The 14738-nt window shown below is 37.8% G+C and carries 11 protein-coding genes; 3 read left to right on the top strand and 8 right to left on the bottom strand.

All coding sequences use genetic code 11. The features are described from left to right. Nucleotides 1-9 precede the first annotated feature (9 nt). On the bottom strand, nt 10-1398 hold the full coding sequence (locus OLW01_RS01885) for an MFS transporter (RefSeq protein WP_268074942.1): 1389 nt from the start codon (nt 1396-1398) through the stop codon (nt 10-12). A gap of 598 nt (nt 1399-1996) precedes the next feature. Here OLW01_RS01885 and OLW01_RS01880 point away from each other — a divergent pair. Then, complete coding sequence (locus tag OLW01_RS01880) at nt 1997-2992, top strand: LacI family DNA-binding transcriptional regulator (protein WP_268074941.1); 996 nt, start codon at nt 1997-1999, stop codon at nt 2990-2992. A gap of 102 nt (nt 2993-3094) precedes the next feature. Here OLW01_RS01880 and manA read toward each other — a convergent pair whose 3' ends face one another. From manA to rnr, 4 genes are all read right to left on the bottom strand, one after another. Further along, nucleotides 3095-4273: a mannose-6-phosphate isomerase, class I gene (manA, locus tag OLW01_RS01875; protein ID WP_268074940.1), complete on the bottom strand. Its 1179-nt coding sequence runs from the start codon at nt 4271-4273 to the stop codon at nt 3095-3097. Nucleotides 4274-4794: 521 nt separating this feature from the next. Beyond that, nucleotides 4795-5583, bottom strand: coding sequence for a CLCA_X family protein (locus OLW01_RS01870; RefSeq protein ID WP_268074939.1), 789 nt, complete (start codon nt 5581-5583; stop codon nt 4795-4797). Between the two features lie 362 nt (nt 5584-5945). Next, nucleotides 5946-6695: a 23S rRNA (guanosine(2251)-2'-O)-methyltransferase RlmB gene (gene rlmB, locus OLW01_RS01865; protein ID WP_268074938.1), complete on the bottom strand. Its 750-nt coding sequence runs from the start codon at nt 6693-6695 to the stop codon at nt 5946-5948. Between the two features lie 2 nt (nt 6696-6697). After that, nucleotides 6698-9145, bottom strand: coding sequence for a ribonuclease R (gene rnr / locus OLW01_RS01860; RefSeq protein ID WP_268074937.1), 2448 nt, complete (start codon nt 9143-9145; stop codon nt 6698-6700). Nucleotides 9146-9392: 247 nt separating this feature from the next. Here rnr and OLW01_RS01855 point away from each other — a divergent pair, with 247 nt between their 5' ends. Continuing rightward, complete coding sequence (locus tag OLW01_RS01855) at nt 9393-10034, top strand: hypothetical protein (RefSeq protein ID WP_268074936.1); 642 nt, start codon at nt 9393-9395, stop codon at nt 10032-10034. A 14-nt stretch (nt 10035-10048) separates the two neighbouring features. Here the strand turns inward: OLW01_RS01855 and panP are convergent, their stop codons facing one another. Beyond that, entirely contained in the window at nt 10049-11710 is a 1662-nt protein-coding gene (panP, locus tag OLW01_RS01850) for a pyridoxal-dependent aspartate 1-decarboxylase PanP (protein ID WP_268074935.1), read from the bottom strand. A 341-nt stretch (nt 11711-12051) separates the two neighbouring features. Between panP and OLW01_RS01845 the strand changes: the two genes are divergently transcribed. After that, entirely contained in the window at nt 12052-12372 is a 321-nt protein-coding gene (locus tag OLW01_RS01845; RefSeq protein ID WP_268074934.1) for a YebG family protein, read from the top strand. 541 nt (nt 12373-12913) lie between these two features. Here the strand turns inward: OLW01_RS01845 and OLW01_RS01840 are convergent. Both OLW01_RS01840 and OLW01_RS01835 read right to left on the bottom strand, forming a co-directional pair. Next, complete coding sequence (locus OLW01_RS01840; RefSeq protein ID WP_268074933.1) at nt 12914-13321, bottom strand: hypothetical protein; 408 nt, start codon at nt 13319-13321, stop codon at nt 12914-12916. Between the two features lie 136 nt (nt 13322-13457). After that, nucleotides 13458-14669 carry a hypothetical protein gene (locus OLW01_RS01835; protein ID WP_268074932.1) on the bottom strand — a complete coding sequence of 404 codons (1212 nt, stop codon included), beginning with the start codon at nt 14667-14669 and terminating at the stop codon, nt 13458-13460. Between the last annotated feature and the right edge of the window lie 69 nt (nt 14670-14738).

The following is a 14738-nucleotide window of genomic DNA, read 5'->3' as shown; positions in this document are numbered from 1 at the left end:
CGATACTCGTTAATTTTGCATTCTTCTTGACTGTAATTCTTGATTTACTTTTACCATATACACATCTGTTAATCGGTAAAAAATCATAAATATCGCAGAGATCAGTGCGCCTACCGCTGGTAAAAAACTGACCATGTACCTAAGCCCTTCTTTGGCATATTCAGTTTGATCGGCATTGGCTACATAACCAAAATACGCGAGTGTCCAACCCGTTAAAGCACCCCCTAAAGTCCACCCCATTTTTTGTGCAAAAGATGAAGATGAAAAGATAAGTCCGGTTGTTCTGCGCCCTGTTTTGTATTCAGCGTAATCCGCGATATCAGCGTACATCGACCAAAGTAGTGGAAAAATAATACCTGCACATGCACTTATCACCACTTGCAAAATAAGAATTAGGGTTAACTGATTTTCATCTAAAAAGAAAAATAAACAACTTAAAATAGAGGCGATAAACATCGCAAACATAAATGTATTACGCTTGCCAATAATTTTTGAAATAGGCTGTGCCAAGATCACTCCAATAATGTTAGCGGCTTGCCCCAACACTAAATAAACGGTGGTTATACCAAAGCTTAAACCTAAAAATGACCACTCAGGTGATTGAATGTAGTATTTAAAATAATAAACGGATGCACCGTCCCGCATACTATTAAAGATAAGTGTTGCAAGCGCCGCGCCTAATAAAATAAACCAAGGTTTATTGGTGGCTAAATTTTTAAAGTCTTTTTTAAGTGAACTGTCTTGTGATGCCGGTGGTTTGATACGTTCTTTTGTCCAAGCAAAAGTGAGATAAAATAAAACAGCGGCAATACAGCCGTATACCATCATTGTAAGCATCCAACCAGTCTGAGGATCAGGGATATCGGTTAAATTAGTGAAAAAACCTGTTAAGGGATCCACCATAATAAATGCAAATATGCTTCCCGCAAATGCAAATACCATTCGAAACGATGCTAATTGGGTGCGCTCATTACTATTAGCAGACATAACGCCAAGTAACGACGCATACGGTACATTAACTGCTGTGTAAGCCATCATCATTAAAGTATAAGTACAATAAGCGTATACTAATTTAGCTTCGTTTGACCAATTGGGAGTCGTAAACGTAAGTACACCAATTAATGCAAAAGGAATAGCACCCCACATTAAATAAGGTCTAAATTTACCCCAACGTGTATGGGTTCTATCAGCCAAAATCCCCATTACCGGATCATTTGCGGTGTCCCAAATACGAGTGATTAAAAACATAGTGCCTACGGCAGCAGCAGAAATACCAAATACATCTGTGTAAAAAATCATTAAATAAACAGAAAACATCTTCCAAAACATAGATGAAGCAAAATCACCTAAGCCATATCCAACTTTTTCTTTTAATTTTAACTGCTGGGTTTCTATCATAAACTCGCTCTACATTTTATTAGCTAGTACAACCGTAACAATGACTAACACACTTAAAATTGTATCCGGTTACATTTTAAAAAATAATAGCACAGGTTCCATAAAAAGTAACAGAAAAAGTTTCGAATAAACATTTTTATTACATCAAGATTTGTTAAATTAACGCTTAAATGTTAATTATTAGCATAATAAACATAAAAAAATTATTGCAAGCTATTCATATATAGACGAAAATAATTTTGAGTATCTCAAAAGGTCAAAAGTTGAAAGATTAACTTGTTTCATTAATTATTATTTTTGACTGCTTAAAAATGGAAGAAAACTGGCAAAAACCCAACGTTTTTGAGGTCTTAAATGTTATAGCTACATAAAATAGAATTTATATTATCTATTTTATCCACTCCGGTTTAAGTAACTACACAATTCAATTAAATAACCAGTTAACCGATTATAGTCTAATAACCAATTTAAGAAACCGGTTAACGCCTTTTAAAATAAGCTATTCAGCTAAAAATTACCGATAGTATTGTTTTTGTTTCTTTGGTAAATTGAAACAATTAATAAGTAAAACAATAAAAATATAAAGAATGGAAGTTAAATGAGTAATATAAGAGAAGTTGCGAAACGAGCTGGAGTATCTATTGCCACTGTATCGCGTGCATTTACTAACCCAGATAAAGTTTCTCAAAGTAGTCTGAAAAAAGTAATGGATGCAGTAGATGAAGTGGGTTATCGCCCCAATATGATGGCACGAAACTTCAGATCGACTAAATCATACGCTGTGGTTGTTTTAGTACCAGATTTCGCTAACTTGTTTTTTAGTAAAGTTATTCGAGCTATTCAAGAAACCGGTCAAAAACACGGTTACAATATTTTGTTAGGCGAAACTCGAGATTCAAAAGAACGCGAAGCTGATTATTTAAAACTGGTAGAGACACGACAAGCAGACGGTGTTATTCAGCTAAGTCCACATATACCAGAGCAAGAATTGTTACCTCACCCTCATATCAGCGCTGTTGCAGCCTGTGGTGCTTGCGACACACCGTACGCATCGGTGAGAATGGATCACATTGCAGCATCGTTTTCGATTGTCAATTATTTGATTTCAATGGGACACCGTAAAATTGGCTGTATATCGGGGCTAAGCGATAATCCCCATAGCAGGGACAGGTTAAAAGGTTATAAACAAGCTTTAGCAAAAGCGGGTATCGATTTTGATGATAGTTTGTTATATGAAGGTAATTTTACCATGCAGTCTGGGCATGATGCAGGGGTTTACTTCGCCCAACTCTCCCAACGACCAACAGCAGTGTTTTCTATGAATGACCTAATGGCTGTCGGTGCCATTAAATCATTTAAAGAACATAATATTCGCGTACCCCAAGACATTTCAATTACTGGGTTTGATGATTTAGATTTTGCCACATATACAGACCCCGCATTGACTACCATACGCCAACCCGCAGAAGAAATGGGTAAAAAGGCAATGCTACTATTGTTACAAATTTTGGATGGTAAACCGCCAACTCAACAAGAATTTATTTTAAAACATGAATTTGTTTTACGTGACAGCGTGGTTCAATTTAGCGGTTAAAGTGCAGCGCATTAAACACAGAATACAATAGATGACTTTATTATTGTATTCTGTGTTGAGTTACGGATATCGAATTAACAATGCAGGTTTATTTAAGCGGTTTTAGAATTGAGTATACACTCGGCCAATCTGTGCTTGGCCAGTAATAACCGCAGCTTTGAGTGCACTAGGCATTAAAAATGATTCACCCTGCTGATAGCACTCACCTAAAATTTCGCACTGACCTTCCACAACAAAGTACAACTCCGCTGAAGCACTGGATGACGTAATGTAATGCGTTTCATTTTTTAAATTAATTAATTCAAACTGAAAATCTGGACAGGGTATTTCAAACGATCTAACGTGCTGGGTTAATTCACCTAACTGCGGGTGAATACAATTAGCCTGCTCAGTATATTGCGTAATTTTAACTAACTCTTTACGATCCATATGTTTAGATGTTAGCCCTCCCCGCAAAACATTGTCAGAGTTTGCCATAATTTCAATCCCTGTACCTTGCAAGTAAGCATGAGGACAACCTGCGCCTAAAAATAATGCTTGACCTGGTTTTAATTCAAATAAATTTAAAATTAATGGAAAAAAGATACCTAAATCAATCCCATATAATTGATATAAACTCTCCAACCATTTAAGTTCATTCACTTCAGAGGTTTTCGCAATGTCGAGTGCATGCTCAACTAGATCTTTGAGTAAGTCTAAATCCAAATGCAACAACCAACCATAGAAAGCTTCCACATCTCGTGATGTCCCTATCGCTAACGTATCTGCCCATTGGTCAAATTGTTCATGTTGTAATAAACGTAACGACTTGGCCAACTCACGATTTGGTCTAAAACCCGCCATGGCTGAAAATTTAGTTAACGCATAAATTAATTCTGGTTTGTGGTTATCATCTTGGTAGTTACATTGTGCGTGATTACCCTCTATATCATTTTTTCGTTCTTGAGTATAACCTTCAACAGCCTGCGCTTTAGTCGGATGTACTTGGATTGATAGCGCTTTGCGAGCTGATAATATTTTAAATAAGTAAGGTAACTTATTACCCATTTTACTTGCATTTTCGCCAAGTATTTCAATAGGATTTGACGCTATTAATGCATCCAAAGGTTGATCTTCATCAACAGCAAACGATGGTGATTTAGGATGCGCACCCACCCATAATTCGGCTAATGGTAGCTCAGTGTTTGGTTTTTCCATCCCTAATATTCTAGGGATTTCATTAAAAGTACCCCAATCGTAATTTTGAAAGTTATTTTTTAATCTAATGGGTTTAGAAAACATTTTATCTCGCTTAATTTAAACTGTTTCAATAATAATTAAGAAGCACTAACCAATAATTGTGAGCAAAAACACAACATGCATTTTGGACGGTTGAATACACAGCCTCAAAATGTAACCGGTTAACTTCAACCTAAATAAGTATACAGATAAATATCAACAAGCCAACTAAGAAGATAAGTACAAGTATACGAACCAGCTCTGGCAAGGTAGGACTAAATTAGTTAAATTGGCGAGGTGAGGCTTGCATATTTGGGTTAGGTCTATTTAAACCCAATACATATGAAATAGTAGATTCGCCTAACAATCAGAAGCTTCAATCCCGCATATACACGAAGAATTACCTAACGGTTTGATGTGTAAAAGTGCGATATGATTGAATGAATTGGAAAATCTCAGAAGGCTTGGTTTATGCATAAAATCAAGCCTTTACGATCTTGAAAATGGCTAAAATCACCCAAGGAGAAATAACCACCACCTCTAAAATATCTCAATTTGCGGAGTGTTAGGTTCAGACTAAAGCGTTACCGGGTTAATGCCTGACCTAGTGTAGAAAAATATCTAGAAAAATGATACGCGATGATATTACGCTGGTCGTGAGATGGGTATATACCCAATTTTGCTTCTGGTGATTGCGTGGTTCCGTGCACTAAAAAAGCATTTTTAACACTTTGGCTCTCCACATATGACTCAAAAGCACGGGCCGCAACTTCTTCTGGCATGGCATAATAATAACAGCCTAATACTTTATCAGCCTGCACACTTTTCATAAATAATTTGCTGGGATCATGGCTCTTATGTTGCAAAAAGATATGCTGGTAACAAGATTCCAGTAAGCGATTAATTGGGTGCTCTATGACATCGTGCTTTTTTAACCAGAGTGCAGATGCAAAATCTTTTGAGGTGGCAGAGCCTAAAAAGCGGGTTGCAATAAAATGGTCAAAGGCATGAAAATATTCGTGTGCTAGCGAACCTGCTCCGGCATTTTTTGCAAGTGCCAGTGTTTTGGTCGCTGAATTATAATGAGCCGAACTATGTTTTTGACCACCGCTCCCAAATGCAATAGATAAAGTGCCTTTCAATGAAATCACTTGCTCATTAACTTGTAAAATACTCATTAAATCGCATAAAGCATCAAAAAAAAGATTGGCAGCTATTTGTTGCTCTTCGGCTGTTACCCAAGCGCCTACAGTGGCCGTTTTAAAACCAAATATTTTGACAATATCTCTAAACGAAACATCGGCGCCACTACGATGATTTGGTCCATTTCGATAAAATTTTTTATAGAGAGCTGAAGGCTTTTTAAACTGCATATAATAGTAAAAGAGTAAATGGTGAGAAATAGCAGGTAGCAGTAATGACGCTCAGGGCGTATTGAACTTTGCTGTATAAAGTTTGTTCTAACTAAACGCTTTTTAATCGCGGCGCTGGTTTGTAGGCCTAGTGGGCTAAGTCAAAAATCAGCAACAAAGAGTAAAAAGCGTTTAGGACGAACCCCTCGGGCAGCGTTTGTGCGGCATTTCTACTGCCTTAGCACTCATTTATGTAGAACAACTACACCACAATCGTGCTTTATTGTATAAATACCGCACAACTCGCTGCAAAGTCATACAGAAAAGATCAACACGCCCTAATTTAGACTCGTCTAAACTAAGCGAATAGTTCAAACAAAAATTTATTTTGCCGCTTGTCGTTGGCGAACCATTTCAAATAATGTCACGCCTGTTGCAACACTAACATTTAAACTTGAAACACTACCCGACATTGGTATTGAAATAAGCTCATCGCAGGTTTCGCGCGTTAATCTGCGCATTCCACTGCCCTCTGCGCCCATAACAAGTGCCATAGGGCCTGTTAATTTTGCTTGATATAAAGTTTGTGTTGCTTCACCCGCGGTGCCTACTACCCAAACTCCTTGCTGCTGAATATCACGCAAAGTTCGCGCTAAATTAGTTACTTGAATAAAAGGCACCACTTCTGCCGCTCCGCAAGCTACTTTTTTTGCAACTGCGGTTAAACTACCTGATTTATCTTTAGGTACAATAACGGCGTCTACACCTGCCGCATCTGCTGTGCGCAAGCAAGCGCCTATGTTATGAGGATCGGTTACCCCATCTAAAATCAACAAAAACGCAGGCTTATTCGATTGTTTTAAAATAGCATCTAAATCATTTTCAGTAAGCGCAGGTGTTGGTTGAACACGAGCAACAATCCCTTGGTGCTGCTCACCTTTGGCTTTATCATCTAAGGTTTTACGCTGAGTAAATTGAATAGAAATTCCGTGTTTACGCGCAATGCTAATAATCTTGTTTAACCTATCGTCATTACGACCTTTTAAACAAAAAATTTCTATAAATCGGTGTGGTGCGCTTTCAATTAATGATTCTGCAGCATGCAAACCAAAAATTAACTCTGACTTACTCAATGTTATCTCCGCTTAGTCTTATTTGCTTTTGGGGTTGATTTTTTATTGGCGTTTGCCTTTCTGCTTGTACTAGAAGCTTTAGGCTTTTTGCCTCGTTTAGGTTTGTCTGTTGCTGGTTTTCCAGCATTATCTTTTGCCATGAACTGCTGAGTTTTACTGCCGCTTGGCTTTTTTTTAGCTGGTTCAAACGAAGTGTTATGGTCTGCCGATTTTGATTTTTTAGCTTTTGAGCTTTTAGCTTTACGTTTACCATATTTAGCTGGGCGACTTGGTTTAGCTGATTGAGATTCTAAATCATTAAGCACAAAATCAATTTTTTTATCTTCTAAATTGACAGACATCACTTTAATTTCAACTTCATCGCCAATTTTGTACACTTTGCGTTTGTGCTCGCCAATTAAACGATGCTTAATTGCATCGTAAATGTAAAAGTCACTTTGCAGTGTGCTGACATGAACTAAACCTTCAACAAAAAGATCATTAATTCGCACAAAAAAACCAAAGCTGGTCACGGCTGAAATCACCCCTTCAAACTCATCACCAACATGATCTTGCATAAACTCACATTTAAGCCAGTTAGCAACATCGCGAGTTGCGGTTTCAGCGCGTCGTTCAGCCATTGAAGTATGATCGCCTAAATCCTCCATTTCAGTTGGATTATAGGTATGCTCACCACTTCCTTGGGGAATATTATTTTGTTTAAGTAAAATAGCCTTGATTGCACGGTGCAAAATAAGATCTGGGTAGCGACGAATTGGCGAGGTAAAGTGCGCATAATTTTTGAGTGCCAAACCAAAATGACCAATATTCTCTGGCGTGTAATTAGCTTGCTTCATTGATCTAAGCAACATGGTTTGAATTAACTCTTGATCAGGTCGTCCCTCTATTTTATCAACAACTGATTTAAAATCGGTTGGTTCTATATCGCCATCTAGGGTTAAACTGATACCTAACTCAGCTAAAAATTGAATAAACTGAGATAGTTTTTCACTGTCGGGTTTATCATGAACTCGATATAACGCCTGAGCTTGATGCTTATCAATAAACTGTGCTGCGGCAACATTCGCTAAAATCATACATTCTTCAATAATTTTATGAGCGTCGTTACGAGTCACTATTTCTACTGATTCAATTTTACGTTGCGCGTTAAACACAAATTTAGGTTCAAGTGTTTCAAATTCAATTGCGCCACGCTCCATTCTAGCTTGTTTTAAGCTGGCATACATTTGATTTAAATCTTCAAGGTGTGGTACTAAATGTTGATATCGCTCACGTAAGGCTTCATCCCCTTTTAAAATAGCGCTCACTTTATTATAAGTTAAACGTGCATGAGAGTTGATAACTGCCTGATAAAATTTATAACCCGACAATTTACCGCGCGCGCTCACTGTCATTTCACAAACCATGCATAAACGATCAACCTGAGGGTTAAGCGAGCAAAGTCCGTTTGATAGTTTTTCGGGCAACATAGGCACAACTTGTTCAGGAAAATAAACCGATGTGCCGCGCTGCTGGGCTTCGTCATCTAACGTGGTTCCTGGGCGAACGTAATAGCTTACATCCGCAATAGCAACCCATAGTCGCCAGCCGCCTGAGCGTTTGGTTTCGCAATAAACCGCGTCATCAAAGTCTCGAGCATCTTCACCATCTATGGTGACAAGTGGTAAATCGCGTAAATCAACCCGATCTAACTTTGCTTTTTCAGGCACTTGTTCGCTAAAAGCTTTTAGCTCTTTATCTAGCTTTTTAGGCCATTGATGCGGAATATCATAGTTGCGAAGCGCAACTTCGATCTCCATTCCAGGAGCCATGTGTTCACCCAACACTTCAACTATTTTTGCAGTTGCGTTGACTCGCTTACTCGGTCGGGTCATTAATTCAGCAACGACCATTTGGCCATTTCGAGCACCATTTTTATGCTCGTTTGGAATAATAATTTCTTGGGTAATTCGGCTGTCATCAGCCATTACATAGGCAATACCATGCTCAACAAATAAACGACCGACTAAAGGTTCGGTTCGTGATTGTAAAACGCGAACTAAACGGCATTCTTTACGGCCGCGATGATCTGTACCTGATTGCTTGGCTAAGATTAAATCGCCATGCAATAAAGTTTCTAATTGGTGATGGGGAATAAATAAATCTTTAACCCCTTTTGCAAGTTGTAAAAAGCCAAAGCCATCTTTGTGGCCAATCACTTTACCAACATGCAAACCTAATACCTCAGGTGTGGCGTAATTGTTTTGTTTATCACGCACAACTCTACCCTCTTGTTCCACTGCGGTTAAACAAGCTTGGAGTTCTTTTTCTGCTTCTAAACCATGAATGTTTAATTGTTCACACAGCGCAAGATAACTCATTGCTTGGTCTTGCTTTTCAACCAAGGCGACCAGTTTCTCTGCTAATAGCGGATGATATTTGAGAGTATTAGTTTGATTTGTTAATTTCATTAATTAGGTATGTTTCTCTTTTGGTTATTTAATTTTAGTTATTTAATCATTGTCATTGCTTACTTTAATTTGGTAAGCACTTCACTTGCAAGTATACGCTAATTAGCAATAAGTGTGCAGAATATAGCCATTGATTGCTAATTATTTTATCGAGCTTGTATGACAGGCCACAATTAGAACAAGATAATTTATTTATAATTAGGTACTATTAAACTTTGTTTTATGATGATTTAAGGTAAGTTAAATTTTGATTTTTCGTATTGTCCCTGCGCTATTAACTTTGCTCACGTTAAGTTTAACCAGTTTAACCTCATGTGCAAATCAACAAACCTTACCAAGTAGTAACTACAAAACTCAACTGTCTTATCCAAAACAAACCGAGGAGCTGGTTTTTATGGAGCAAGATCAGTCAGATAATCCTTTATTTGGAACAAGGTTAAGTTATCAAAGCCGGTTTTATGAGTTAGATATTTTTAACGTTTTTATCTACCCCATCCGTCAACTTAATTGGCAAAATCAAACCAGCATCTTAATGGACGAGGCCGTTTTAGCCTACCAAAACCTAGATGAATTAGTAAAAGAGAAAGGTTACCAATCGCGAAGCTTAGAAGATATTGATGAAGTTTCATTTGAATTTGGGCAGCAAAAATATCAAGGATTAAGAGGCAAAAGCCGAATCCACCTACACGATGAGCTATATATGCACAACTATGTGTATTTCTTCGTTCAGCAAGATAAAATTATTCGCTTTAGCACCAATATGAAATTTGCTGAGCAGCTTCCGCCACCCGATGATTATATACAGGGGTTATTAGCTGAGTTAAAAGTGCCAAAAGAGTCCGCTTACATGGCAGATCTTAGAAAAAGTGTTAGTAAGTCAAACTCATAACCGCAACTTATAAGTTACTGGTAATGGTTCACTTGCCTTTCTTTAAGTAACTGCGCTAACTCTGGCAATGCAAACTGGCTTAGTTGAGCTAACTTAGCTTGCTCAGCTAATACATCTTGCAGAATTTTTTCTGTGGTTAATGGATTAGCTAATACCACTCTGAACACTGTAATGGTTTGATTCGAGTAAACTTGGCTACTTAACCGTGTCCGACTGACAAACGATTTACCGGCTTCACGCTGACACTTTTGAATAAAACGGGTTAAATCATCTAACTTTTCATTAATCACAGCTTGTAAGGTTTCATCGGCTGAGGCTAATAAAGTCTGAATTGCTTTAGGCACATATCTATAGGTTAAAATACACAGCTCAGGTTTTGAAACTAATTCAAAATCACTTTGTTGATTGATTAAATCAGCAAAATATTGAGCTTGTTTTAAACTCCGGTTTATCAATAATTCATAGCCCTGACGACCCAAGACTTTAAGTGCAGAGTAAACTAACATTGCCATGCCTGGCCTTGAGCCTTCAAGCGTGTGTGAGCCTAAATCTTTAGAGCCTTTACGTAACACATATTCAGCATGTTGTTCTATCTCGCTGGCTAGCTCAGGGCGCTTAAATAAAACCAGCCCAGAGCCCATAGGCACATACATTTGTTTATGCGCATCTATTGTTACACTGTCAGCTCTTTCGATGCCTTTTAATAAGGCTTTGTGCTTTTTCGAAAATAAAGTAGCGCCGCCCCAAGCCGCATCAACATGAAAATGGCAATTTAAAGATTGCGCCAAATCGGCAAGTTCGTTGAGTGGATCAACGTTGCCGGTTTCAGTGGTGCCAGCAATCCCGACAATCGCCATCACTTTTATGTTTTGCTTTTCAAGTTCATTCGCCGCTTGCCGCATTTCATCAACCAGCACTTTGTGCTCGCCATTGACATGTATAGCAATTAAATTATCACGGCCGATACCTAATACATCTGCAGCTTTAGCTAACGAATAATGACCCCGCTCCGATACCAACACTGCGAGTCCGTTATAGCCATAATGTGTTAACGCCGGAAACAAACCCGCGCGATTAACGCCTTTAAATTGATCATCCGCTTTTAATAGATTATTTCTTGCTACCCAAAGTGCAGTAATATTAGCCAGCGTACCACCCGAACAAAATGCACCTAATGAATCAGATTCAGAATGCATATAGGTTTGATAAAAATCGTCGTTTTGCTCAAAAACCAAATTATGCATCATGCCTAGCACTTGGCGCTCTAGCGGTGTAAAAGCTTTTGAGGTTTCAATTTTGACGAGATTTTGGTTTAACGCGATCATAATTTTTGACAGCGGCAACATAAAATAAGGCAAGGCAGATGTCATATGACCAATAAAACTAGGCGCGGCAGTGTGAACTGAGTTCGCGACAAGTTTATCTAATAAAAATTGAGTGTGTTCAGATACAAAAGTTGGTTTTTCAGGCATACCAGAGCAGCTAAAATCACGTTCAATATCAGCCAATGATACTGCGCGCGCAACAATACGTTCATTCAAAAAACCAGCTAGGTTTTCTGATATTTCACGTTCAATCTGGCCTAATGTTGAATCTGGCGCTTCGGCTACCGTAAAAATACGATATAAAGATTCAAGATCAGCTGTAGCAACTTTTATATTGGAATGTTTGACCAAAGGAATAAATCGTTTTTAAGTAATGTCAGATCCCTAAACTTTAAATAAGTTTAGCCGAGTTGTCTTCTTTTTCGCATGAATAATTGCTTAGTTGTTCAATTTTCAATCAAAAATGACGTTTTTAATCAATACAATGCTATGATTAGGTTAATATTAGCATAGCTAATAAACTAAGCGAAAAGCAAAAATCATTGGATATCAGCGAGTATTTTTAATTTTACTTCAATTAAAGTCTCTAAAATTACCAATACAATTAACTGTACAAATAACCAGTTAATTGGTAAAGTAAAAAAATACACTGTATAGCAAACATAACTTAATCCAGTTTAAAGGTGAATAAAATGGCAGTTAGAGCACTATGGCAATGTGATCGGGACGGAAAAATGTTTACCAGTAAAAAAGATGCAGATGCACATGATCAAATGTTAGAACTTGCAGAAGCGATTTCTAATGCAGTTAATGAAAATGTTCCCGGTTTAAATGAAACCCAACTAGATGATATTGGTCGTTTAATTGCGCGCAATAAAGATTTATTTGCAAAAGCATTTAAAGGCAAGTCAGCTGAGCTATCCAAATTAGATTTTGCAGAGCCAGTAGACGAAATTGAAGATAAATTGACACAAGACAATATCGCCAAATTTGATAAAGCTAAAATAGGTTAAACTGCCAATACTTTAGTCACAATAAGCTACTTGTATTGACTTCAGTGTTAATATAAGTAGCTTTGAAAAGGGTCCCTTTTCTTATTATTTCTCATACCTCAAGGTTAGCTTTCGATTTTTTGTAGCCAAGTAGTGTTGAGTCCCTAATATTAAAATGAGGTTTAGCAGCTAACATCAGTTTAAAATAATGACTGATCCGCACCTAAGCAAATTGAGCTACCGCCCAACCGAACCGCTAAGCAAACCTTTAAGGGTGAGCAAATATTCTACCCATTGTTTAACGCCGTTATTTGAACAATAAATTTGAGAAATAAGTTTGAACGATAGTTAAGATATGGATTGGCTTTTTACCTCAAAACCCAAATACACCATAAAAAACAGTAATAACCAAATTATTCTGGTATCAGAGATGATTAGATAAAAATGATTAGCTTGTTGCTACAGCCTTTAAAAGGTGAATGAGTAGTTAATGTGAATTAACCAGAAGATTCCGGCTATTGGCAACTAAGTTGACATCAAGCCGCATTCTATTAAAGACAGCTTAAACTCCAAATGCAGCTTCTTTTGCAGTGAATTCAGGCTGATATAAAGTAGACATAGCAGCCTTATAATTATCAAAATAAAAGGTTGGTATAGGTGAAAGCGTTTTAACTACCTCTTGCACTACCCCTTTAACTTCACCAGCTGGCACTATCACAACTCGTTTGCACAGGCCGTTTTGTTTTGCCCAATAATAAAAAGGTTCAACTAATTCAAAGCAAGCTGGGGTGGCTAACTGCCATTTAGAGAAATCAATTAACTCAACCCAGTCTTTATCACTAATTAAACTGGCTTTTTGTTTAAGTTCACCATAAAGCTGTTTAGCCAACGCTAAATCAAACTCACCCCAAACTCTTACTTCAATACGCTGTTGAATCACTTTAATCGTATAACCCGATATAGCTGACATTTTCTGCTCCTTCATCAAAATGCGTTACCATTCAGTTTAGACCTAAAACCGTAAATATAAAAACACAAGTTAACTTACCCTAATGACATTTTTATATCTAGCCGACATTTATTTAAAATATTATTTTTGAGCGGTATTAAAAATACCACTCGTAAGAAAGCTGCACAAAATCCTCTTGTTCAAATTGCGAGCTAATATCTTGCGGATCATCGCCGCTAAACAGCCACATATCAAAAATGAGTTTAGATGAATCTCCCACTCTAGTATTGGCTTCAATGAATAAAGCGCGGCTATCGCTAAATTCTAAATCTTGGCTAAAACCCGCTAAGATTTCAGTGGAATCTATGTCATTCATAACAATTCGGGCAGCTAATGAAATATCATTTTGGGTCGCGACCTCGTTTGCATCTCTTTCATCATAAGCATATTCAACCACCCAGCCTAAATCTGTCGTAGAGTCGCCAATCCCCACTAAGGTATATTCAAAGCCACCCACCATGGCATTATAATCGTCAATGGTATCGCCACCTCGGTTAATCGTTTCTAATTTCCACAACCAAGCTTCATTAACATATTGAACCAAAGCACCAAACTGGGTGATTTGAGGATAAAATGGAATTAACTCGCCAGTGGGTTCACCAGTTGAATCTAACTTAGCAACAAATTCAGGTTCTCTTGAAGTCCCTTTAAAAACATTAAGACTTAAATCTAAAAAGTCATAGGTATTTCGCCAGTTGGCTGCAAAATCAATATGGTTTTGTTCTTGTGAAGATTCATATATCGCGCTGTCTGTATCTATCTTAAATTGGCCTCGAAGACGGCCTTCTTCCCCAGCAAATGTTCGTTCTCTGAAATAAGGCAAAATGAAAACGTCTAAATAGCCCCAGTCTTTAAATAACGAAAACTGCACCATGGGCTGCCCCAATTTTTCTTCGCCATCAAATGATTCAACGCCATCGGTTTGATTAACAATATCAACTAAGTGTAACGTTTCAGTCACACCCCAAAATACTTTGTTGATACCAACTCTAAGCTCCCAATCATCTTGCACATGCAGCCAAACCGCTTCTCGAATATCAAAATGAGTTCGTTCGTCGTCCGCAGAATCTACCCGAAGAAATGGCTTTGCGGTAAATGAATCATCGCCATCGTTCCACTGTAAATACAATTCAGGCTCTGCAAATACTGAAAGTTGAGATTTTGTTTGCTGTGGATCATTCGCTTGTTCAGTAAAGTAACGCCCTTGCGCGCCAAGGGAGCCGATAAATTCATACTCTACCGCTTGGCTAGCACTAAAAGGTAACAAACTGCTTATGCTTAATAAAATAAAGGCGGCTGGTTTAATCATATTGTGCCCGTTTAACTGAGTGTCAATGTTGAGTGAGATAAAGGTAAAACGTAGCGGGTCGCTTAACCC

The sequence above is a fragment of the Catenovulum adriaticum genome (genome assembly GCF_026725475.1).
In the GTDB taxonomy this organism is placed as follows: Bacteria; Pseudomonadota; Gammaproteobacteria; order Enterobacterales; family Alteromonadaceae; genus Catenovulum; species Catenovulum adriaticum.
The sequence above is the reverse complement of the archived record's forward strand: the minus strand, read 5'-3'. Positions and strand labels throughout refer to the sequence as shown.